Below are 21,196 nucleotides of genomic sequence, written 5' to 3'. Positions count from 1 at the left end.
ATCCTCACCGGCATGCGAGCCATGGGTGGGGACCAGGTGGAAGAGGCCGTCTCGGGTGCGGTGGCGGCCCTGCGGGGCGCGGCCGACCAGGACTGGGACGTCAGGGCGGGCCGCCTCGAATGGAGCTGCCGCACCACGGCGGAGCACATCGCGTCGGACCTCGTCTCGTACGCGGGCCAGCTGGCGGGCCGCCCCACCGACCGCTACGTGCCCTTCCGCATCGCCTTCGACGAGTGCGAGAGCCCCGAGGACGTCCTCCAGGTCATCGAGGCGACCGGCGCCCTCCTCGCGGCAGCCGTGCGCACCACTCCACGGGAGGCGCGGGCCTTCCACCCGTACCCCTTCCGCAGCGCGAACCGTGAGGGCTTCGCCGCGATGGGTGTCGCCGAGGTGCTGCTGCACACGCACGACGTGGCGGAGGGCCTCGGGATCGCGTACGAGCCGCCGGCCGCGCTCTGCGCCGACGTGCTGACGCGGATCTTCCCGCACGTACGCCCCGAACCCGGCCCCGACCACTGGCAGACCCTCCTGTGGGCCACGGGCCGCGGGGAACTGCCCGGCCGCGCGCCCCTCACCTCCTGGCGGTGGAGCAACAACCTGGTCATACCGGCCGAGCGCCTCACCCTCCAGGGCGTCACCCCCGCGGCCGCCGCCGACCTCACCGCGGGCGGCACCGGCGGCTTCGAGTGGATCGAGGGCGGCCCCTTCCAGGGCACGCGGGACGCCGCGAGCATGGTCGTCAAGGCGTACGAGGCCGGGGTGCACCGGCCCGAGTGGGGCATGTTCGTCCTCGTACGGCGCGAGGACGGCCGCGCGGTCGGCGGCATGGGTTTCCACGGCGCCCCGGACGACGAGGGCCGCGCCGAGGTCGGCTACGACCTGGCCGTAGCGGCCCGCGGCAACGGTTACGCCACCGAGGCCCTGCGCGCCATGTCCGCCCTGGCGCTGGCCCGTGACGACGTCTCTTACCTGCTCGCCACCGTGGACCGCACCAACTCCCCCTCCCAGGGCGTGATCTCACGCGCGGGCTTCACCCGGGTGGGCACGCTGGACGACGACGGCGAGCAGTACGCGTACGAGCTACGCGGCTGAGCCCGGCCGACCCTTGGGCCTGCGCAGCCCGGACGCGTGCAGGATGCGTACGACCTCGCGGCTGCGGACCTGCACCGCGCCCTCCCGTACGGCGTCCTCGTACCGGTGCGAGGGGATGTCGTAGTGATCGCGCTCGAAGGCACGGGCGGGCGCGCCGAGCCGCCGCGCGAACGCGTGCAGCTCGTCGAACGACACATCGCTGACGAGGTGGGACCACATGCGCCCGTGCCCCGGCCAGTCGGGCGGATCGATGTAGACGGTCACGAAGAACCCGCTCCGCCGCCCAGGGCCGGGCCCAGCGCGCCCACCGGGGCGACGCTCACACCGGCCTTGTGACACACCCAGTGCGGGTCGGGCCCCAGCTCCGGCTCCACCTCCAGGGCATGCGGATCACCGTCACCGCAGACGGGGCAGAGCGGCCAGCGCCCGTACGTCTCCAGCAGCGCGTCCTGTACGTCCTGGGCGACCAGCCCGGCCACGTACTCCACACCCTCGGGCCACTGCTCCACCCACCAGCGCCGCTGCACGACGGACTCCTCGACCATCGACACGACATCGGCCTCGGCGACCTCCCCCGCCACAAGATCAGCGATAACAAGAGCCCGAGCCGCATGAAGAGCCTGTTCGAGCGGAGCGACGGATGATTCCATACGACCATTGTGCGCCAGCGGGTTTCCCTCTTCAGGGGCGCGGGGAACTGCGCAATCTTTGAGCCGCACGAACAACGGCGCAGCACCCGCCCACCAGGGGCGCGGGGCTGTGTCGTATGTGCGGCTCCGCCGCGTGGGCGCGACAAGCCCCCACCGGACCCGCACCCACAGACCCACCCCTTGACCCTCCCCCCACCCGAAAATATCTTTCATACGTGACCCAAGAAGTGAAGGAAATTTTCGCGGGCGACCCCCCGCCACCCCCCGCAGCCCTCGCCGCAAAGGTCCGCACCCTGGCCCCCTCGATGACCCGCTCCATGCAGCGAGTAGCAGAGGCCGTGGCCCAAGACCCCGCAGGCTGCGCGGCCCTCACGGTCACTGGCCTCGCAGAACTGACCGGCACCAGCGAGGCCACGGTCGTCCGCACGGCCCGCCTCCTCGGCTACCCCGGCTACCGCGACCTGCGCCTCGCCCTCGCCGGCCTCGCCGCCCAGCAGCAGTCGGGCCGCGCCCCCGCCGTGACCGCCGACATCGCGGTCGACGACCCGATCGCGGACGTCGTCGCCAAGCTCGCGTACGACGAGCAGCAGACGCTCGCCGACACCGCGGCCGCACTGGACACGGTGCAGCTGGGCGCGGCGGTCGGGGCGCTCGCACTGGCCCGCCGTATCGACGTCTACGGCGTCGGCGCGTCCGGGCTCGTCGCCCAGGACCTCACCCAGAAGCTCCTGCGCATCGGGCTGATAGCCCACGCCCACAACGACCCGCATCTCGCCGTGACCAACGCCGTGCAGCTGCGGGCGAAGGACGTGGCGATCGCGATCACGCACTCCGGTGCGACCGGTGACGTCATCGAGCCGCTGCGGGTCGCGTTCGAGCACGGGGCCACGACGATCGCGATCACGGGCCGGCCGGACGGGCCCGTGACCCAGTACGCGGATCACATCCTGACCACGTCCACGGCCCGGGAGAGCGAGCTGCGGCCGGCGGCGATGTCGTCCCGGACGAGCCAACTGCTGGTGGTGGACTGCCTGTTCATCGGGGTCGCCCAACGGACGTACGAGACGGCGGCGCCGGCGCTGTCCGCGTCGTACGAGGCGTTGGCCCATCGGCACCGGAGTACGCCGCGGTAGGGACGGCGGGGTTCGTCCGCGGGCCCGGCGGGGGCTGGTCGCGCCCACGCGGCGGAGCCGCACCTACGACACAGCCCCCGCGCCCCTGAAAGTCGAAAAGACTGCGCCGTTCCCCGCGCCCCTGAAAGCACCCCCTCAATGGACCCGCACCCGCACCAGAAAGAGTCGCCGTACATGACCTCAAGCGCCGACGCCACCGACGCCCCCTCGTCCGCCGAGTACCGCAGTGTGCGGGCCGAGTTGGAGAGCCTGACCACGGAGGCGTTCCGCCCCGAGCACTCCGACATCGACCGACTGCCGACGCTGGACATCGCGAAGATCATGAACGGCGAGGACGCCACCGTGCCGACCGCCGTCGCCGCGCAGCTGCCGAACATCGCGGCCGCGATCGACGCGATCGCGGAGCGGATGGGGCGCGGCGGCCGGCTCGTCTACGCCGGCGCCGGCACCGCCGGACGGCTCGGCGTGCTGGACGCGTCGGAGTGCCCGCCGACGTTCAACACGGACCCGACCGAGGTGGTCGGACTGATCGCGGGCGGTCCGGCGGCGATGACGACGTCGGCCGAGGGGGCGGAGGACTCCGCGGAACTGGCCGTCGCGGACCTGTCCGCGCTGGGCCTCACCGCGGACGACACGGTCGTCGGCGTCTCCGCCTCGGGCCGTACCCCGTACGCGATCGGGGCGGTCGAGCACGCCCGCGCGCTCGGCGCCCTCACGGTCGGCCTGTCCTGCAACGCGGACAGCGCGCTGGCGGCGGCGGCGGACCACGGCATCGAGGTCGTGGTGGGCCCCGAGCTGCTCACCGGCTCCACCCGGCTGAAGGCGGGCACGGCGCAGAAGCTCGTCCTGAACATGCTCTCGACGATCACGATGATCCGCCTGGGCAAGACGTACGGGAACCTGATGGTCGACGTACGCGCCTCGAACGAGAAGCTCCGGGCGCGTTCACGCCGTATCGTCGCGCTCGCCACGGGTGCGTCCGACGAGGAGATCGAGGCGGCGCTGGCGGCGACGGACGGCGAGGTCAAGAACGCGATCCTCACGATCCTGGGCACCGTGGACGCCCCCACGGCCGCCCACCTCCTCAAGTCAGCAAACGGCCACCTACGCGAAGCCCTGGCGACAACCCACCGCCCCTGACCCCCACGGACAGGGGCGCGGGGAACTGCGCGACCAGCCCCCACCGGACCCGCACCCGACGAACCCACCCCCAGCTTCCACGCCCCACACTGTCAGTGCCACGTGCGACGCTGGTGAAGCCAACCGGAAGGGACCCCAAGACCGTGAACCACGCGCAACTGACCGCCCTGGGCAGAGCCCTCCGCGTACTGGGCGAGCACGGAGACACCCTCTCCACCGAGATGCCCGACGCCAAGCTCCACGAGGTGAAGGCGGACCTGAAGCGCGCCCTGGACCTCCTGGACGAGACAGTCACCACCGCGGCCCCCACCACCCGCTGCGCGGAACACCCCACGGGCCCGGTGGACAAGGACGCCCCCGACCTGTGCCTGCTCTGCGAGACCCGCCGCCGCCTCGCCCGCCGCTCGAAGGTGAACGACTCGTTCCAGGACTCCTTCCCGCAGGGCCGCCCGACGGCCCCGGACGCCGGCCCGGAACGGACCACGTCCCGTTACGGCGTCCGGGGCGACCGGCCCCAGCCCCAGCAGCGCTGGCTCCCGGAGATGTGGACCGGCCAGGCCTGGCAGCTCTGCGGCACGCCACGCCGCGACAAGCAGGAGGCCGAGCTGTATCTCGCCGCGCAGCGCCGCACCCCCCGCCCGAGCATGGCGTACCGCCTGGTCCACGAGTTCACGGACTACGAGGTCCTGCGCATCTGGGGCACCCCGGTGAAGGTGGACATCGAACCGATGGGCAACCTCTAGCCCTGGGACCGGCCCTGGTGCCGGTAGCCCGTGACCTCCCCGATCCACTCGACGAAGGCGCCCGGATCCTGGTCGGCCCCATGCCCGGCGTCCCAGTAGTACGCGGTGTCGACGTCGTCACCCAGGCTCGTGAGACGGGCCGAAAGGTTGCCGGCGACCGACAGCGACGTGTCGGTGTCCTTGGTGCCGAGGCGTATCCACCAGTGCTTCGCCCGGTCGCGGTTGAGGTTCTCGACGAGGTGGTGCATCGGGTTCATCAGGTCGAGCTTCGCGGGGATGTCGGCGTCCAGGCGCGCGCTGCCGCCGCTCTCGTGCCGCAGGCTGTAGAGCGTGAAGTGCCGGGCCTTGGTGGTCCCCGTGCCGAACAGGTTGTTCTCGGGGGTGCCCAGGGTGAAGCCGTCGAACGACGGCGCGTTCTTCTTCCGGGCCCCCACGTGTGTGAGGAAACCGTCCCAGGAGAAGGCGGCCCGCCCACCTGAGCCGCTGCCGGATCCACCACCGGACGCACCACCGGACGCACCGCCGGACGTGCCTCCGGTCCAGGTGATGAAGGGGTTCGCGGCGAGATACGCGACCCGGTCCGCGTCCGGCAGCGCCGCGAGGTACCGCGTGGCGGACGGCTCCAGATGCGTCCTCAGCAGGTACGCGTCCAGGTTGCGCGCGGTGAGGGCGCCGAAGCCCTTCGCCCGCAGCCCGAGCGAGGCCAGATGCCCGGCGTACGCGGCCTTCAGCTCCCCGGAGACGGTCGGATCGACCTGCGCGCCGCCGCTCAGCGGATTGGCGCCCCAGCACCACTCGTACGCCATGTCGGCGTGTTCGAGGTCGATGATCGGGCACCAGGCACCGGCGGCGAAGATCGCGTCGCTCGTGTCGGCCGCGCCGATCGCCTTCAGGTACGGGTCGTAGAGCGGACTGTCACCGGACGCGCCGAGCAGCGCGGACAGCGCCCCGCCCGCGCTGACCCCGGACGAGACGATCCGCCGTACGTCGCCGGGGACGCGGCCCCTGTTGAACTTCAGGTACCGCACGGCGGCCTTGAGGTCGACGATCGCGGCCGGCGCCGTGCCGTAGTGGACCCCGGAGGCGTCGACGAGCGTACGGCCGCGGGCGCCGGGCTCCACGACGACGTACCCGGCGGCGAGCGCGAGCGCCTGGCGGCTGGTTGCGCCACCCATCCCGGTCGCGACGATGCCGGTGTTGTTCGCCACGGACGACGGCATGTACCCGCCGATGGCGTTGGCGAGGAGGATCGGCGCGCCCGTGGCGTCCACGGCCGTGCCGTCGATCCGCACCGGCACGCTGACGTTCAGGGACTGGTAGGTCGCGTCCACCGGCGCGGCCACATAGGAGGCGACCTTGTGGAACCGGTACACGACCTCGTGGGCGACGCCGCCGGTGTCCTCGATGGTGAGGGTCGACTCGGCGTAGGCGTCCGGATCGAAGACGAGATCCGCCGAAGCCTCCGCCCCGGCCCCGCCTCCGGGCCGCCGGTCCTGCGGGGAGGCGGCCCGCGCCCCGGAACCGAACCCCACCGCCGTCCCCACCGTCGCCGCGGTTGCCCCCATGACCACTGCTCTGCGCTTCACGTCCGTCTCCTGTCCTCAAGCACGGCTCGAAGCACCCAGTGCACCAGCCGTTCCTGAGGACTTCCCCTGCCTCTCCGACGACACCAAAGGGAATCGGCCACCACCCCGAACACCCACGTCCTGCCTGCTCCACCGCCATACCGAACGATTCGCCCACAAAATTGTCAACAATTTTGACGCAAATCCGCAGGCCCTGGCGCCCTACCTCAGCGGACTCAGCCCCACCACAGCCAGCCGGAACAACCGATCCGCCTCCACCGCCGGATCCCGGTGGTGTTCCGTGGCCAGCACGATGCCGACCGCGAGCGTGATCAGGTCGGCGACCGTGACGCCCGCCGCCACCGCACCGTCCCGCACGGCGCGCCGGAGCAGCGGAGCCCCCGCCTCCTCCAGCGAACGCGAGCACGAGTTCTCGTGCACCGGGTCGGCCGGGGACCCGTCGTACGTCAGCGCGGCGGCCAGCCCACGCGCGGAGACGCAGTAGGCGACGACGTCGCCCATCCACTCCAGCAGGGCATCCCTGCTGTCGCCCCGGCCCGTCAGCTCCTCGGCGCGCACGCACAGCGCCTCGATCCGCGTCCGCGACACCGCCTCCAGCAGCGCGCGGCGTGTCGGGAAGTGCCGCCGCACCGTGGCGGACCCGACCCCGGCGGTGCGCGCGATCTGCTCCAGGGACGCGTCCGCCCCGCGCGCGGCGACCTCCTCCTCGGCCACCGCGAGGATGCGCGCGTAGTTGCGCCTCGCGTCGGCGCGCTGATGGTCGGGCATCGGATCTCACCTCGTGCTTTGTCAAACGGCGGGCCCCGCCATATCTTAGACGAAGAGGAAACGGCGGGGCCCGCCGTTTTGATGCGCCAGCGCCTCGAAGGAGCACCCGCATGCCCAAGAACACCGGCTCAGACGCAGACTCGGACTCCGCACCCGTCCTGGTCACGGGCGCCACCGGCAGACAGGGCGGCGCCACCGCCCGCGCCCTGCTCACCGCGGGGATCCCCGTACGAGCCCTGGTACGCGACCCGGCCACGACCCGCGCCAAGGCCGTCGAGGCGCTCGGCGCGCAGCTGGTCACCGGCGATCTCCACGACCGCGATTCCGTGACGCGCGCCGCGGAAGGCGTCCGCGCGGTCTTCTCCGTACAGATGCCCGGCATCACACAGGACGGCTTCGACTTCGACGGAGAGGTACGGCAGGGCGTCAACCTCATCGAGGGCGCCAGGGCGGCCGGGGTGCCGCAGTTCGTGCACACCTCCGTCAGCGGTGCGGGTCAGCACACCGAGGACCCCGGCTGGGCCGAAGGCCGGTGGGCGTCGACGGCGGCCACGCTGGAGGCCAAGCGGGCGATCCAGGACCGGCTCCGCGAGGCGGGCTTCCCCCGCTGGACGCTGCTCAAGCCGGGCTTCTTCATGGAGAACTTCCTCCCCTCGATGCGGTTCCTGTTCCCGCACGGTGTCGAGGGCGGCATCGTGAGCGTGCTCAAGCCCGCGACCCGTCTGTCCCTCGCCGCGGTGGCCGACATCGGCACGGCGGCGGCCGCGGCCGTCGCCGCACCGGAACGGTTCGACCGCGTCGAGCTGGAACTCGCCAGCGACTACCTGTCGATGGCGCGGATCGCCGAGATCCTCTCCGCGGCGCTGGGCACGCGGTTGTCCGCGCCGGACATGACGGAGGAGGAGGCGCTGGCCGCGGGTATGCCGCCGATGGGCGCGTCGCACGAACGCCTGAACGTGGTGGGCCAGCCGGCCCGCCCCCGGTACGCCCGCGACCTCGACATCGAGCTGACCCCCTTCGAACGGTGGACAACCCAACACCTCCCCCAGACCCCCTGACCTGCCGGATACTCCGCCCCCGCCGCCCCTACCCATCCCCGTCCACACAAGGGGGCTCCGCCCCCTCGCCCCCTTTTGCGCAGTTCCCCGCGCCCCTAGACATCTAGGGGCGCGGGGAACTGCGCAATCTTGTGGGCCAGCCCCCACCGACCCGCACCCGACCCCACACCCGCACCCCCAACCCCCTAGGGGCGCGGGGAACTGCGCAATCCCGTGGCCCCACCCCCACCGGCCCGCACCCGACCGCGCACCCCCACCCGCAGACTTCAGCTGAGCGAGCGCAGCGCAGACGCGTCGAACGCGGCCAGTTCCCCGAACCGCCCACCCAGTACCTTCACGGCCCACTCCGGGTCCTGGAGCAGCGCGCGGCCGACCGCGATCATGTCGAACTCCTCGTTCTCCAGCCGGTCGAGCAGATCGTCGATGCCCTTGACCGGCGCACCCTCACCACGGAACCCCTTGAGGAAGTCACCGTCGAGGCCGACCGAGCCGACGGTGATGACGGGCTTGCCGGTGAGCTTCTTCGTCCAGCCGGCCAGGTTCAGGTCGGAGCCGTCGAACTCCGGCAGCCAGTAGCGGCGCGTCGACGCGTGGAAGGCGTCCACCCCGGCGGCGGCCAGGGGCGCGAGCAGGGACTCAAGCTCCGCCGGGGTCTCCGCCAGACGCGCCTTGTAGACGTCCTGCTTCCACTGCGAGTAGCGGAAGAGGACGGGGAAGGCGGGCGACACGACCGCCCGCACCGCGGCCACGATCTCCGCGGCGAACTTCGTACGGGCGACGAGGTCACCGCCATACCCGTCCGTGCGGCGGTTGGTGCCCGCCCACAGGAACTGGTCGAGCAGATAGCCGTGCGCGCCGTGCAGTTCGACCCCGTCGAAGCCGATGCGCTCGGCGGCGGCAGCGGCGTCGGCGAAGGCCCGGATGACGTCGTCGAGGTCGGCCTGGGTCATCTCCTTGCCCTGGCCTGCGGTGCCGTCCATGCGCAGGCCGGACGGTCCGACCGCGGGCGCGTCCGCGTACGGCGGCTCCCCGGCGGAGCGCACCATCCCGATGTGCCAGAGCTGCGGCACGATCGTCCCGCCCGCCGCGTGCACGTCCGCGGCGACCTTCGCCCACCCCGCGAGCTGCTCCTCGCCGTGGAAGCGCGGGACCCGGTCGCTGTTCCCGGCCGACTCGTGGTCCACGTACGTGCCCTCGGTGACGATCAGACCGACCCCGGCGGCGGCACGGCGCGCGTAGTACGACGCCACATCCTCCCCCGGTACTCCGCCCGGCGAGAACTGCCGGGTCATCGGCGCCATCGCGATCCGGTTCGGAACGGTCAGGCCGTTGAGGGCGACGGGCCGGGAAAGGACCTCGGCGGCGCGGGAGGCGGAGGGGGCGACACTCACGTGGGGGCTCCTCGTGGGGGGGGGGAGGGGAAGGGATCGCACATCCCATTGGGTATGTGCATGCGCATGGATAACTCCCCGGACAACCATCCCGGCCCCCGAGGCATTCCTGCGCCCCTCCCCCCACCTCTGTGACCCCGGACACGCCCAAGGGCGGCACCCCTGGAATGGGGTGCCGCCCTCGGTTCGTACAGCTGTGGTGAAGCGGTGCCGCGGCAGTGCCGCCGCGGCGGTGGGCCGCCGATCCGTTTCCGGATCAGAAGTCCATGTCACCGCCCGGCATGCCGCCACCGGCGCCGGCGCCGGCCGAAGCCTTCTCCGGCTTGTCGGCGATGACGGCCTCGGTGGTGAGGAACAGCGCGGCGATGGAGGCGGCGTTCTGCAGGGCAGAGCGCGTGACCTTCGCCGGGTCGATGATGCCCTCGGCGATCATGTCCACGTACTCACCGGTCGCGGCGTTGAGGCCGTGACCGACGGGCAGGTTGCGGACCTTCTCGACGATGACGCCACCCTCAAGACCACCGTTGACGGCGATCTGCTTGAGCGGGGCCTCCAGGGCGAGCTTCACGGCGTTGGCGCCGGTCGCCTCGTCACCCGTGAGCTCAAGCTTCTCGAACACCGAGGAAGCCTGGAGCAGAGCCACGCCACCACCGGCGACGATGCCCTCCTCGACGGCCGCCTTCGCGTTGCGAACGGCGTCCTCGATGCGGTGCTTGCGCTCCTTGAGCTCGACCTCGGTGGCGGCACCGGCCTTGATGACGGCCACGCCGCCGGCCAGCTTCGCCAGACGCTCCTGGAGCTTCTCGCGGTCGTAGTCCGAGTCCGAGTTCTCGATCTCGGCACGGATCTGGTTGACCCGGCCCTGGACCTGGTCGGCGGAGCCGGAGCCGTCCACGATCGTGGTCTCGTCCTTGGTGATGACGACCTTGCGGGCACGGCCCAGCAGGTCCAGACCCGCGTTCTCCAGCTTCAGGCCGACCTCCTCGGAGATGACCTCGCCGCCCGTGAGGATGGCGATGTCGCCGAGCATGGCCTTGCGGCGGTCACCGAAGCCCGGAGCCTTGACGGCGACGGACTTGAAGGTGCCACGGATCTTGTTGACGACCAGCGTCGACAGCGCCTCGCCCTCGACGTCCTCGGCGATGATCAGCAGCGGCTTGCCGCCCTGCATGACCTTCTCAAGGAGCGGGAGCAGGTCCTTGACGTTGGCGATCTTCGAGTTGGCGATCAGGATGTACGGGTCGTCGAGGACGGCCTCCATACGCTCCATGTCGGTGGCGAAGTACGCCGAGATGTAGCCCTTGTCGAAGCGCATACCCTCGGTGAGCTCAAGCTCAAGACCGAAGGTCTGGGACTCCTCGACGGTGATGACGCCTTCCTTGCCGACCTTGTCCATCGCCTCGGCGATGAGCTCGCCGATCTGGGTGTCGGCGGCGGAGATGGAGGCCGTGGAAGCGATCTGCTCCTTGGTCTCGACATCCTTGGCCTGCTCAAGGAGGGCACCGGAGACGGCCTCGACGGCCTTCTCGATACCGCGCTTGAGAGCCATCGGGTTGGCGCCGGCGGCTACGTTGCGCAGACCCTCGCGGACCAGCGCCTGGGCGAGCACGGTCGCCGTGGTCGTTCCGTCGCCGGCGACGTCGTCCGTCTTCTTGGCGACTTCCTTGACCAGCTCTGCGCCGATCTTCTCGTACGGGTCCTCAAGCTCGATCTCCTTGGCGATGGAAACACCATCGTTGGTGATCGTGGGGGCGCCCCACTTCTTCTCTAGGACGACGTTACGGCCCTTGGGGCCAAGGGTGACCTTGACGGCGTCGGCGAGCTGGTTCATCCCGCGCTCGAGACCGCGCCGTGCCTCCTCGTCGAACGCGATGATCTTGGCCATGTGAAGTGGTCCTCCCGGACTGGGGTGGAATCTCCAGGACCGCGCCCGCGCCCGCGACGGACGGCCTGCAGACCTCGTGGTTCCTTGCCCCACCCGGCCTGCGGGCCTCACTGACCCGGTCCTCGTTGTCACTCTCACCTTCAGAGTGCTAACGCCAATGATTAGCACTCGACCCATGCGAGTGCAAGCGCCTCTCGATGATCCGCAGGTGGGAGGGGGTGCGAGGCGGGGGCGCCCGGTGACCTCGGGGCGCCCCCGCCTGCCGCGACCGGTGTCCGGGCAGACCGGAGGGCCCGCACCCGGGCATGCCGAAGGGCCCGTACCCGGGAGGTACGGGCCCTTCGGAAGAAGAACGTCGCTGCAGTAAGTCGGCGCGTGCTTCAGCCGGTCGCCAGCCGGACCATGTCCGCCTGCGGCCCCTTCTGGCCTTGCGAGATCTCAAAATCGACCCGCTGACCCTCTTCCAGGGTGCGGTAGCCGTCCATCTGAATCGCGCTGTAGTGGACGAATACATCCGCACCACCGTCGACCGCGATGAAGCCGTACCCCTTCTCCGCGTTGAACCATTTGACGGTGCCCTGAGCCATGCCTAACTCCCCTATTACTGGCCCTTGCACAGACCCGCACTTCGCGGATCCGGGTCAGACCTCACCCCCCAACGGTTGGGGGTGTGCGCCGGAACGCGTCGACCGCGGCTGAATGTATCCGTCCAACTGCCGTCTGCAACAGGTCAATCCGACGAGAATTCCGGGCACGGCTGATCGGAAATATGTGAAGGATTTACGAAGATTCAGGGCAAGTCGGGCCCGGTAAATGCCATAAACGGCTCAAAATGACCAGTTACTTTGGCTGCTTCTTGTCGGGCCCCGGGCGCGAACTCATATGCGCCGACCTTGCGAAACGAAGCAGCTTCCCCAACTGTACCGCGCTCAACCATACAGAATTGCCCCCTCCGCTTCGGGCGCGGAGAGGGCAATTCGATGAACTCTGCGTGTTCGGCATTACCAAGGGTAATCATCAGCACCGCCGGGCGGGCGGCGGACGGGGCACCGGGCGGGGCGCTCAGCCTCCGGCGACCGCCGGGATGATCGAGACCCCGACGCCGTCCGGCGTGGCCGTCTCAAGCCCCTGCTCGAAGCGGACGTCGTCGTCGTTCACGTACACGTTGACGAACCGCCGCAGCTTGCCCTGGTCGTCCAGGACACGGGCCGCGATACCGGTGTGGTTCTTCTCCAGATCGGCGATGACCTCGGCGAGGGTCGAACCTTCGGCGGCCACCTCGGCCTGACCACCCGTGTAGGTACGCAGAATGGTGGGGATGCGGACGTTGACGCTCATGGAACAGGACCTCCGGTCGGGCGTGGCTGGGGTACGGCGCCCCCATCTTTTCGAGGCGCGGGGCGGTGACATGTGCGGCTCCGCCGCGGGGCGCGGCCGGCCCCCACCGGCCCGCAGTGTACAAACGACGATCAAGAACCGAGGCCGGCCTCATGGAAGGAGTCGAGGTTCGGACGGATGGTCGCGGTCAGCCCCGTGTCGGAGGCGACGGCGTCCAGCGTCTTCAGACCGTCCCCCGTATTGAGGACGACAGTCGTCAGAGTCGGATCGAGCAGACCGGCCTCGATCAGCTTCTTCGCCACCCCCACCGTCACCCCGCCGGCGGTCTCCGCGAAGATCCCCTCGGTCCGCGCCAGCAGCTTGATCGCGTCGACGACCTGGTCGTCGTTCACGTCCTCCACGGCCCCGCCCGTGCGGCGGGCGATGTCGAGCACGTACGGGCCGTCGGCCGGGTTCCCGATGGCGAGGGACTTCGCGATCGTGTTCGGCTTCTGCGGGCGTACGACGTCGTGCCCGGCCTTGTAGGCGACGGACACCGGTGAACAGCCCTCGGCCTGGGCACCGAAGATCTTGTACGGCCTGTCCTCGACGAGGCCGAGCTGGATCAGCTCCTTCAGGCCCTTGTCGATCTTCGTCAGCTGCGAGCCGGAGGCGATCGGCACGACCAGCTGGTCCGGCAGCCGCCAGCCGAGCTGCTCACAGATCTCGTACGCCAGGGTCTTGGAGCCCTCCGCGTAGTACGGCCGCAGGTTGACGTTGACGAAGCCCCAGCCCTCGCCGGCCGGGTCCCCGATCAGCTCGGAGCAGAAGCGGTTCACGTCGTCGTAGTTGCCCTCGATGCCGACGAGCTCGCCGCCGTAGACCGCGGCCATGACGACCTTGCCCTGCTCCAGGTCGTGCGGGATGAACACGCAGGAACGGAAGCCGGCCCGCGCGGCGGCGGCGCCCACCGCGCCCGCGAGGTTGCCGGTGGAGGAGCAGGAGAGCGTGGTGAAGCCGAAGGCGCGCGCGGCCTCCAGCGCCTGGGCGACGACGCGGTCCTTGAAGGAGTGCGTCGGGTTGCCGGAGTCGTCCTTGACGAAGAGCTTGCCGGCGTCGACGCCCAGCTCACGCGCCAGGTTGTCGGCCTGGACGAGCTTGGTCCAGCCGGGGTTGATGTTCGGCTTGTCCGCCACGTCCGCGGGGACGGGCAGCAGCGGCGCGTACCGCCAGATGTTCGCGGGACCGGCTTCGATCTGCTTGCGGAGTTCCTCGGTGTCGTAACCGGAGAAGTCGTACGCGATCTCCAGCGGGCCGAAACACTCCTCGCAGGCGAAGACCGGACCGAGCGGTACGCGGTGGCCGCACTCGCGGCAGGAGAGCGCGGCGGCCGGACCGAGATCGACGGCGTTCGCGGAGTCCGCGGCAGAGGCGGGGGTGGAGTTCGTGGTGCTTGCAACTGTCTGCGCAGCCATGGAGGCGAGGCCCTTTCCTCATCTTCCTCACGACGCACTTCGCCATGAGACGGATTTGGCACCTTCCCGAGCCGGGAGCCTCGCTGCACTGATCAACAATGATCAGGACGAGACCGGCTGGAGGGTTGCCGGGGCTTCAACGGGCCGTATCCCTCTGCCCCTCTGGATGAGCGGTATGTAGTTGTCCACGCAACGACCCCCGACATGCGATGGTCATCAGCGTTGTTCAAGACTGTAACCGACGGCATGGATGGTGGAGAGAGCCGTCCGAACCGCGAGATGACCGTCACACCGGTTTCCGTCGCGGCGGGACGCACGCATCCCGATGAACGCAAGGGAGAGCCGCACGTGCTGGAAGACGTCGAGCGCTGGCTGAGCACGCGCTCCTGGTCCGTCGAGGACCGCCCGCTCAAGAAGCTGATCGCCGCGAAGCGGTCCACGGGCTCCACGGTCAGTGTCGTACTGCCCGCGCTCAACGAGGAGGAGACCGTCGGCGAGATCGTCGCCGTGATCCGCCGTGAGCTGATGACCGCGCGGGTGCCGCTCGTCGACGAGATCGTGGTCATCGACTCGGGTTCGACGGACCGCACCTCCGAGGTCGCCGCCGCCGCGGGCGCCCGTGTCGTGCACCGGGACGAGATCCTGCCCCGGATCCCGGCCGTGCCCGGCAAGGGCGAGGTGCTGTGGCGCTCGCTGCTCGTCACCCGCGGGGACATCGTGGCCTTCGTCGACGCGGACCTGAAGGAGTTCTCGGCGGACTTCGTCTCCGGGATCGTCGGCCCGCTGCTCACCGACCCGGGCGTGGACCTCGTCAAGGCGATGTACGACCGTCCGCTGGGCTCCGCGTCGGGTCAGGGGGGCCGGGTGACGGAACTCATGGCCCGGCCGCTGCTCAACATGCACTGGCCGCAGCTGGCCGGCTTCGTGCAGCCGCTGGGCGGGGAGTACGCGGCCCGCCGCTCGCTCCTCGAACGGCTCCCGTTCCCCGTGGGCTACGGGGTGGAGCTCGGCATGCTGGTCGACTCCCTGCACCTGGTCGGCCTGGACGCCCTCGCGCAGGTCGACGTGGGTGTGCGCAAGCACCGGCACCAGGACGGGCAGGCGCTCGGGCGGATGTCCGCGGCGATCTACCGCACGGCTCAGCTGCGGCTCGCGCGCGGGCACATGATCCGGCCGGCGTTGACGCAGTTCGTGCGGGGGGAACGCGGCTTCGAGCCACGGACGTACTCGGTGGACCTGGAGGAACGCCCTCCGATGACCGACATCCGGGAGTACGTGTCGCGACGCGCGGCCTAGCGGTACCGCTCCGCGGGGTGCGCCGTCGTCGGGTGCGGCCCGGTGGGGGCCGTTCGCGCAGTCCTCCGCGCCCCTTGAGAGGGGCAGCACCGTCGTCGGGCCGCGGGCCCGGTGGGGGTGAGCCGCGCAGTTCCCCGCGCCCCCAGGGGCGCGCCCTCCGGGGCGCTCCTCAGGGGCGCGGGGAACGGCGCAATCTTTTGGCTTTTAGGGGCGCGGGGAACGGCGCGGCCCGCCCCCACCGGCGGCCACGTGACCCACGACCTCCCGTCCACGGCGAGTGGAACGTTTGAGCGGTTAAGGGTGCGGCTAGATTTCGAGTCATGGCTCCCACCCACGGCACACACCCCGTCCTCGTCGCGTCCAACCGCGGCCCGGTCTCGTACACGAAGGACGAGTCCGGCGAGCTCACGGCCAAGCGCGGCGGAGGCGGACTCGTGTCGGGCCTCTCCGCCATCGGCCCCGACGCGGGCGCCCTGTGGGTCTGCTCGGCCCTCGGTGACGGCGACCGCGAGGCCGTCCGGCGCGGCGTGGGCGAGGACGGCGTCCGGATGCTCGACATCGACGCCGACACCCACGCCGCCGCGTACAACGGCATCGCGAACTCCGCGCTGTGGTTCGTCCACCACATGCTCTACCAGACCCCCCTGGAACCCGTCTTCGACGCGGATTTCCGGCGCCAGTGGGCGGCCTACGAGACGTACAACCAGGCCTTCGCCGAGGCACTGGCCGAGGAGGCGGCGGACGGCGCCGCGGTCCTCGTACAGGACTACCACCTGACACTGGTCCCGCGGATGCTCCGCGAACTCCGTCCCGACCTGCGGATCGGGCACTTCTCGCACACCCCGTGGGCCCCGCCGGACTACTTCCGGCTCCTCCCGGACGACATCGCGGCGAAGGTCCTCGACGGGATCCTCGGCGCCGACCGGGCCGCGTTCCTGACCCGGCGGTGGGCGGACGCGTTCACGGAGTGCTGTCGGGCCGTACTGGGCGACGACTTCGACCAGGACACGCAGATCGGCGTGCACGGCCTCGGCGCCGACGCGGACTTCCTGCGCGAGCGCTCGCACCGCGCGGACGTCGACGAACGGATGGCCGCGCTGCGCGAGCAGATCGGCAGCGCGCCCGACGGCAGCCCCCGGAAGACCGTCGTGCGGGTGGACCGCACCGAGCTGTCGAAGAACATCGTGCGCGGCCTGCTGGCGTACCGGCAGCTGCTGGACGACCGGCCCGAGTGGCGCGAGCGGGTGGTGCACGTGGCGTTCGCGTACCCGTCGCGGCAGGACCTCGCGGTGTACCGCGACTACACGGCCGAGGTGCAGCGGGTCGCCGACGAGATCAACTCCGTGTACAGGACGGACGGCTGGACGCCGGTCGTGCTGCACGTGAAGGACGACTTCGCGCGCTCGCTCGCGGCGTACCGGCTGGCCGACGTGGCCCTCGTGAACCCCATCCGTGACGGGATGAACCTCGTCGCGAAGGAGGTTCCCGTCGTGTCCGACGACGGGTGCGTGCTGGTGCTGTCGCGGGAGGCGGGGGCGTATGAGGAGTTGGGCGAGGACGCGGTTGTCGTGAACCCGTACGACGTGTCGGCCACGGCGGAGGCGTTGCACGAGGCGTTGACGGTGCCTCTCGCTGAGCGGGCCGAGCGGACGAAGCGGTTGGCTGTTGCGGCGACCGCGCTGCCTCCGGCGCAGTGGTTCCTGGACCAGTTGCACGCGCTGCGCTCCGCGGGGGCGGGTGGCTGACGCCGGGTCGTGGTCATCTGCGGGCGGGTGGGGGCTGGTCGCGCAGTTCCCCGCGCCCCTTGAAGGCAAAAGATTGCGCCGTTCCCCGCGCCCCCTAAAGGCAAAAGATTGCGCTGTTCCCCGCGCCCCTCAGGGGGCCCTGGCGGGCTTCCTAGTGGGGTGGCGCCAAGTGGGTGGCCAGGGTCGTGAGCAGTCGTGCGACGCCCTCCGGGCCGTCCACCACCAGGTCTGCGCGGTCGGCCAGTTCCGTCACCTCTGTGCTGCCGCTGCAGACCAGGAGGCCCGGGATGCCGTCGGAGCGGAGTTTTTCGACGGCGGCGAAGGCCGGCAGGTCGCCGAGGTCGTCGCCGACGTACATGACCGACTCGGCACCGACATCGCGCACGTACGCGCCGAGGGCGACGCCCTTGTCCATGCCCGCCGGACGCAGCTCCAGGACCATGCGCCCCGGTTCGACGATCAGGCCGTGCTGGTGGGCCAGCCGGGCCAGCGGTTCGCGCAGTGCCTCGAAGGCGGCCTGCGGGTCCTGTGCGCGGCGGGTGTGGACCGCGACGGCCCTGCCCTTCTCCTCGATCCAGCTGCCCTGCCAGGCCCCGATGCCGTCGAGGAATCCGGGCAGTTCGGCGCGGGCCGCGGCGACGCCGGGGTGCGGCGCGGGGGCCCGGACCGTACCGGTGACCGCGTCCCAGCGCTCCGCCCCGTAGTGGCCGAGCACGACGAGGTGGTCGAGGCCCGGGACCCCGGCGAAGCCGCCGTACCGCACGGCGACCGACGCCGGCCTGCCGGTGACCACGGCCACCGACGCCACCTTCGGGGCCAGCGCCGCCAGGGCCGGTACGGCGTCCGGGTGGGCGCGGGCCTGTTCGGGGTCGGGGACGATCGGCGCGAGCGTGCCGTCGAAGTCGAAGGCGAGGACGGCCTTGCGGGGCCGCGCGAGGATCGCGGCGAGGCCGTCTCGGCCCGCCGTGGTCACGGGGCTCGGCAGCGACGATGGGTCGGGGTGGCTGGCCATGCTGCGACCCTATCCGCCGAGGTGGGGTCTTACGCCTCCCGCTCGCTCCTGCGTACCTCACGAACGCGCCGCAGGCGGTTGACCGTCACCGGGTCGTAGGCGAGGGCCCGCTCCGCGTCCAGCAGGGCGTTCAGCAACTGGTAGTAGCGAACCGGCGCGATCCCCAGCTCCTCCCGGACGGCCCGCTCCTTGGCCCCGGGCGACTCCCACCCCCGCCCCTCCAACGCAAGCACGTCCCGCTCCTGCGCAGTCAGCTCCTGATCACCCATACGCCCAACGCTAACCCCAGACAAAGGGGCGCGGGGAACGGCGCAATCTTTTGCCTTTAAGGGGGCGCAGCCCCCAAGGGGCGCGGGGAACGGCGCGACCAGCCCCCACCGACCCGCACCCGACGAAGCCACCCACACCCGACGGAGTCACCCCGCGTTCTGAGCGGCAGAAGCAGCCCTCTGCAACTGCCCCAGCACAGTCCCCGGATCCCCCTCCGCGCCGACCGCCTCACCGATCCGCTGCTTGATGTCCGCGCTGACCGCCGCCCAGGACGTCTGTCCCACGGGATACAGCTCGGCATTGGGCAGCTCGCCGAGGAAGTCGACGAGGTCCGCGTCGTCCTTGTCGAGGGCCATCGCCTCGGACGCGGACGTCGTGACGGGCAGCAGGTCGTACTCGTGGGAGAACTCAAGGACGTTCTCGTCGCTGTACACGTAGTCGAGGAAGTCCCCGATCTGCTCCTTGTGCCCGTTCTTCTTGAACGCCATCATCCAGTCGGCGACACCCATCGTGGCCTTGGAACGCCCCTTCGCGCCGGGCATCGGCACCATGCCGAACTTCACGCCCTTCGCCGCGGCGGCCTTCATCAGCGTCGGGTGGCCGTTCAGCATGCCGACCTCGCCGCGTGTGAACGCCGCGAAGGCGTCCGCGCGGTTGAGCTTCGCGGGCGCGACCGGCCCGGTGAGGCCCTTGTCGACGAGCTCCTCCTTGAGCCAGGTGAAGGTGTCGATGTTCTGCGGGGAGTCGAGGCTGTAGGAGCCGACCGTGTCGGTGTACCCGTCGCCGCCGCTGAGCAGCCACATCAGCGTCTCGGCCTGCGCCTCCTCCGGCCCCAGCGGCAGGGCGTACGGGTACTTCACGCCCTTGGCCTTGAGGGCCGCCGCGTCGGAGGCGAGGTCGTTCCAGCTCTCCGGCGGGGTGAGGCCGGCGTCGGCGAAGAGGGTCTTGTTGTAGAAGAGCAGCCGGGTGGAGGAGGCGAACGGCATGCCGTACTGCGTCCGGTTTATCTCTCCGGCCGCGGACAGCTGCGACACGAAGTCGGCTTGGGTGTCTATGGAGAGCACGTCGCCGGCGCGGTAGAGCTCCCCCGCGTCGGCGTAGTCGGCGTACGCGCCGACCTGGGCCAGGTCGGGCGGGTCGCCCGCGTCGACCATCGCCTTGACCTTGGCGTCGACGTCGTTCCAGGAGTACACGCTGACCTCGACGTCCACGCCGGGGTGCTTCGCCTCGTAGGCCTGGGTCAGCTTGTCCCAGTACTTCTGTGAGCTGTTCGCCTTGGAGTCGCCGTAGTCGGCCGCCACGAGTTTCAGCGTGACGTCCCCGGACTCGGCGGAACTTCCGCAGCCTCCGAGGGCCGCGGTCACACCCAGTGCGGACGCCACCGCGATCAGACTTGTCACTCGCCGCTGCACTACTGCCGTCCTCAACCCTGTTCGTCCGATGAGCACACCCGGGCGTCCGCGTGCCCAAGTGCCCGCGTATCACACCGATTCGCTCATGCGATCCCAAACTTTCGAATCGCAATTTTCGCTCTAAGGTCTACACCACGTAAGTGGACTAGACCTCTCACGGGGTAAGGGGCGACACTGTACGTGTGAGACACGTCATCGCCCTGGATGTGGGCGGCACCGGAATGAAGGCCGCCCTCGTGGGGGCGGACGGCGAGCTGCTGCACCAGGCCCGCCGCTCGACGGGCCGGGAGCGCGGCCCGGACTCCGTCGTCGAGTCGATCCTCGCCTTCGCCGCCGACCTGCGCGCGCACGGCGAGGAGCACCTCGGCGAGCCCGCGGCGGCCGCGGGCGTCGCCGTCCCCGGCATCGTGGACGCCGACCGCGGCATCGCCGCCTACGCGGCCAACCTCGGCTGGCGCGACGTACCACTGCGCAAGCTCCTCAGCGAACGGCTGCACGGGGCACCGGTCGCCCTCGGCCACGACGTACGCACCGGTGGCCTCGCCGAGGGCCGGATCGGGGCCGGCCAGGGCGCGGACCGCTTCCTGTTCGTACCGCTGGGCACGGGCATCGCCGGCGCGATCGGCATCGACGGCCGGGTGGAAGCGGGCGCGCACGGTTTCGCGGGCGAGATCGGCCATGTCGTCGTACGCCCCGGTGGCGCCCCCTGTCCGTGCGGACAGCACGGCTGCCTGGAGCGGTACGCGTCGGCCGCCGCCGTCAGCGAGGCGTGGGCCGAGGCCTCCGGCGACCGGGAGGCGGACGCGGCGGACTGCGCGAAGGCCGTCGACTCCGGCGATCCCCGCGCGCGGGCGGTCTGGCAGGACGCGGTGGACGCGCTCGCCGACGGACTCGTCACCGCGCTCACCCTGCTGGACCCGCGCGTCCTGATCATCGGTGGCGGTCTCGCCGAGGCGGGGGAAACCTTGTTCACACCACTGCGGGCCGCGGTCGAGCGGCGCGTCACCTTCCAGAAACTGCCGTCCATCGTCCCCGCGGCACTGGGGGACACGGCCGGCTGCCTCGGCGCGGGCCTCCTCGCCTGGGACCTGCTGGCCACCACTCCGGAGGTATCCGCCCGATGACCACTGAGCGCATGTCTCCGACCGCCCCGCACGAGGGCGCCCCGTCAGGGGCGCGGGGCGTGACACCACGCGGCTCCGCCGCGGGGGCGCGCCCGACCC

Annotated in this window: 20 protein-coding genes and 1 riboswitch; of the genes, 8 read left to right on the top strand and 12 right to left on the bottom strand. The window is 70.9% G+C overall.

The annotated features are described in order from the left end of the window. Window positions 1-12: 12 nt before the first annotated feature. Complete coding sequence (locus C6Y14_RS05365) at window positions 13-1,092, top strand: GNAT family N-acetyltransferase (protein ID WP_107015338.1); 1,080 nt, start codon at window positions 13-15, stop codon at window positions 1,090-1,092. Here C6Y14_RS05365 and C6Y14_RS05360 read toward each other — a convergent pair. Both C6Y14_RS05360 and C6Y14_RS05355 read right to left on the bottom strand, forming a co-directional pair. Beyond that, window positions 1,081-1,356, bottom strand: a complete 276-nt coding sequence (locus C6Y14_RS05360) for a DUF4031 domain-containing protein (protein WP_107015337.1) — start codon at window positions 1,354-1,356, stop codon at window positions 1,081-1,083. The genes C6Y14_RS05365 and C6Y14_RS05360 overlap by 12 nt on opposite strands. Then, window positions 1,353-1,742 carry a hypothetical protein gene (locus tag C6Y14_RS05355; protein WP_107015336.1) on the bottom strand — a complete coding sequence of 130 codons (390 nt, stop codon included), beginning with the start codon at window positions 1,740-1,742 and terminating at the stop codon, window positions 1,353-1,355. The genes C6Y14_RS05360 and C6Y14_RS05355 overlap by 4 nt, the downstream gene beginning before the upstream one ends. Before the next feature lie 215 nt (window positions 1,743-1,957). Between C6Y14_RS05355 and C6Y14_RS05350 the strand changes: the two genes are divergently transcribed. The 3 genes from C6Y14_RS05350 to C6Y14_RS05340 all read left to right on the top strand — a co-directional run bounded on the left by C6Y14_RS05350 (window position 1,958) and on the right by C6Y14_RS05340 (window position 4,758). After that, a complete protein-coding gene (locus C6Y14_RS05350; RefSeq protein WP_107015335.1) occupies window positions 1,958-2,875 on the top strand; it encodes a MurR/RpiR family transcriptional regulator in 918 nt (305 codons plus the stop codon). 174 nt (window positions 2,876-3,049) lie between these two features. Next, the gene (murQ, locus tag C6Y14_RS05345) at window positions 3,050-4,015 is read left to right on the top strand and encodes an N-acetylmuramic acid 6-phosphate etherase (protein ID WP_107015807.1); all 966 of its coding nucleotides are present in this window, start codon (window positions 3,050-3,052) and stop codon (window positions 4,013-4,015) included. Window positions 4,016-4,158: 143 nt separating this feature from the next. Beyond that, entirely contained in the window at window positions 4,159-4,758 is a 600-nt protein-coding gene (locus tag C6Y14_RS05340; RefSeq protein ID WP_107015334.1) for a hypothetical protein, read from the top strand. On the opposite strand, the gene C6Y14_RS05335 is transcribed toward C6Y14_RS05340, so the two are convergent. Both C6Y14_RS05335 and C6Y14_RS05330 read right to left on the bottom strand, forming a co-directional pair. Then, window positions 4,755-6,323 carry a subtype B tannase gene (locus C6Y14_RS05335; protein WP_107015333.1) on the bottom strand — a complete coding sequence of 523 codons (1,569 nt, stop codon included), beginning with the start codon at window positions 6,321-6,323 and terminating at the stop codon, window positions 4,755-4,757. The two genes, C6Y14_RS05340 and C6Y14_RS05335, sit on opposite strands and share 4 nt — an antisense overlap. Window positions 6,324-6,545: 222 nt before the next feature. Next, window positions 6,546-7,112 carry a TetR/AcrR family transcriptional regulator gene (locus C6Y14_RS05330; protein WP_107015332.1) on the bottom strand — a complete coding sequence of 189 codons (567 nt, stop codon included), beginning with the start codon at window positions 7,110-7,112 and terminating at the stop codon, window positions 6,546-6,548. Between the two features lie 110 nt (window positions 7,113-7,222). On the opposite strand from C6Y14_RS05330, the gene C6Y14_RS05325 reads away from it, so the two are divergent. Then, on the top strand, window positions 7,223-8,170 hold the full coding sequence (locus tag C6Y14_RS05325; RefSeq protein ID WP_107015331.1) for an NmrA family NAD(P)-binding protein: 948 nt from the start codon (window positions 7,223-7,225) through the stop codon (window positions 8,168-8,170). A 266-nt stretch (window positions 8,171-8,436) separates the two neighbouring features. On the opposite strand, the gene C6Y14_RS05320 is transcribed toward C6Y14_RS05325, so the two are convergent. From C6Y14_RS05320 to thrC, 5 genes are all read right to left on the bottom strand, one after another. Further along, window positions 8,437-9,561, bottom strand: a complete 1,125-nt coding sequence (locus C6Y14_RS05320; protein WP_225890915.1) for an NADH:flavin oxidoreductase — start codon at window positions 9,559-9,561, stop codon at window positions 8,437-8,439. Window positions 9,562-9,817: 256 nt separating this feature from the next. Continuing rightward, window positions 9,818-11,446 carry a chaperonin GroEL gene (gene groL / locus C6Y14_RS05315; RefSeq protein WP_107015329.1) on the bottom strand — a complete coding sequence of 543 codons (1,629 nt, stop codon included), beginning with the start codon at window positions 11,444-11,446 and terminating at the stop codon, window positions 9,818-9,820. A 380-nt stretch (window positions 11,447-11,826) separates the two neighbouring features. Beyond that, complete coding sequence (locus C6Y14_RS05310) at window positions 11,827-12,033, bottom strand: cold-shock protein (RefSeq protein WP_007493268.1); 207 nt, start codon at window positions 12,031-12,033, stop codon at window positions 11,827-11,829. Between the two features lie 475 nt (window positions 12,034-12,508). Continuing rightward, window positions 12,509-12,784: a MoaD/ThiS family protein gene (locus tag C6Y14_RS05305; RefSeq protein WP_107015328.1), complete on the bottom strand. Its 276-nt coding sequence runs from the start codon at window positions 12,782-12,784 to the stop codon at window positions 12,509-12,511. A 131-nt stretch (window positions 12,785-12,915) separates the two neighbouring features. After that, entirely contained in the window at window positions 12,916-14,238 is a 1,323-nt protein-coding gene (thrC, locus tag C6Y14_RS05300) for a threonine synthase (RefSeq protein ID WP_107015327.1), read from the bottom strand. Between the two features lie 15 nt (window positions 14,239-14,253). Then, window positions 14,254-14,411, bottom strand: a riboswitch (SAM riboswitch). Between the two features lie 175 nt (window positions 14,412-14,586). Between thrC and C6Y14_RS05295 the strand changes: the two genes are divergently transcribed. Continuing rightward, window positions 14,587-15,534, top strand: a complete 948-nt coding sequence (locus tag C6Y14_RS05295) for a glucosyl-3-phosphoglycerate synthase (RefSeq protein ID WP_107015806.1) — start codon at window positions 14,587-14,589, stop codon at window positions 15,532-15,534. Window positions 15,535-15,854: 320 nt separating this feature from the next. After that, window positions 15,855-17,279 carry an alpha,alpha-trehalose-phosphate synthase (UDP-forming) gene (locus C6Y14_RS05290; protein WP_107015326.1) on the top strand — a complete coding sequence of 475 codons (1,425 nt, stop codon included), beginning with the start codon at window positions 15,855-15,857 and terminating at the stop codon, window positions 17,277-17,279. Between the two features lie 151 nt (window positions 17,280-17,430). On the opposite strand, the gene otsB is transcribed toward C6Y14_RS05290, so the two are convergent. From otsB to C6Y14_RS05275, 3 genes are all read right to left on the bottom strand, one after another. Next, window positions 17,431-18,291: a trehalose-phosphatase gene (otsB, locus tag C6Y14_RS05285; RefSeq protein ID WP_107015325.1), complete on the bottom strand. Its 861-nt coding sequence runs from the start codon at window positions 18,289-18,291 to the stop codon at window positions 17,431-17,433. Between the two features lie 29 nt (window positions 18,292-18,320). Then, on the bottom strand, window positions 18,321-18,560 hold the full coding sequence (locus C6Y14_RS05280) for a DUF3263 domain-containing protein (RefSeq protein ID WP_107015324.1): 240 nt from the start codon (window positions 18,558-18,560) through the stop codon (window positions 18,321-18,323). Window positions 18,561-18,707: 147 nt separating this feature from the next. Then, window positions 18,708-19,973 carry an ABC transporter substrate-binding protein gene (locus tag C6Y14_RS05275; protein WP_450152387.1) on the bottom strand — a complete coding sequence of 422 codons (1,266 nt, stop codon included), beginning with the start codon at window positions 19,971-19,973 and terminating at the stop codon, window positions 18,708-18,710. A 182-nt stretch (window positions 19,974-20,155) separates the two neighbouring features. Between C6Y14_RS05275 and C6Y14_RS05270 the strand changes: the two genes are divergently transcribed. Beyond that, a complete protein-coding gene (locus C6Y14_RS05270; RefSeq protein WP_107015323.1) occupies window positions 20,156-21,097 on the top strand; it encodes an ROK family protein in 942 nt (313 codons plus the stop codon). Window positions 21,098-21,196: the final 99 nt, after the last annotated feature.

The organism is Streptomyces dioscori (genome assembly GCF_003024195.1).
In the GTDB taxonomy this organism is placed as follows: Bacteria; Actinomycetota; Actinomycetes; order Streptomycetales; family Streptomycetaceae; genus Streptomyces; species Streptomyces dioscori.
Note: the sequence above shows the minus strand (reverse complement) of the source record. Positions and strands in the feature narration are given on the sequence as shown.

What these genes read in the sequence shown, in the direction of transcription:
- C6Y14_RS05365 (WP_107015338.1), top strand. Translation starts at nt 13, where the DNA reads ATGCGAGCCATGGGTGGGGACCAGGTGGAAGAGGCCGTCTCGGGTGCG.
- C6Y14_RS05355 (WP_107015336.1), bottom strand. Translation starts at nt 1,742, where the DNA reads ATGGAATCATCCGTCGCTCCGCTCGAACAGGCTCTTCATGCGGCTCGG.
- murQ (WP_107015807.1), top strand. Translation starts at nt 3,050, where the DNA reads ATGACCTCAAGCGCCGACGCCACCGACGCCCCCTCGTCCGCCGAGTAC.
- C6Y14_RS05335 (WP_107015333.1), bottom strand. Translation starts at nt 6,323, where the DNA reads ATGGGGGCAACCGCGGCGACGGTGGGGACGGCGGTGGGGTTCGGTTCC.
- C6Y14_RS05330 (WP_107015332.1), bottom strand. Translation starts at nt 7,112, where the DNA reads ATGCCCGACCATCAGCGCGCCGACGCGAGGCGCAACTACGCGCGCATC.
- C6Y14_RS05325 (WP_107015331.1), top strand. Translation starts at nt 7,223, where the DNA reads ATGCCCAAGAACACCGGCTCAGACGCAGACTCGGACTCCGCACCCGTC.
- groL (WP_107015329.1), bottom strand. Translation starts at nt 11,446, where the DNA reads ATGGCCAAGATCATCGCGTTCGACGAGGAGGCACGGCGCGGTCTCGAG.
- C6Y14_RS05310 (WP_007493268.1), bottom strand. Translation starts at nt 12,033, where the DNA reads ATGGCTCAGGGCACCGTCAAATGGTTCAACGCGGAGAAGGGGTACGGC.
- C6Y14_RS05305 (WP_107015328.1), bottom strand. Translation starts at nt 12,784, where the DNA reads ATGAGCGTCAACGTCCGCATCCCCACCATTCTGCGTACCTACACGGGT.
- thrC (WP_107015327.1), bottom strand. Translation starts at nt 14,238, where the DNA reads ATGGCTGCGCAGACAGTTGCAAGCACCACGAACTCCACCCCCGCCTCT.
- C6Y14_RS05290 (WP_107015326.1), top strand. Translation starts at nt 15,855, where the DNA reads ATGGCTCCCACCCACGGCACACACCCCGTCCTCGTCGCGTCCAACCGC.
- otsB (WP_107015325.1), bottom strand. Translation starts at nt 18,291, where the DNA reads ATGGCCAGCCACCCCGACCCATCGTCGCTGCCGAGCCCCGTGACCACG.
- C6Y14_RS05280 (WP_107015324.1), bottom strand. Translation starts at nt 18,560, where the DNA reads ATGGGTGATCAGGAGCTGACTGCGCAGGAGCGGGACGTGCTTGCGTTG.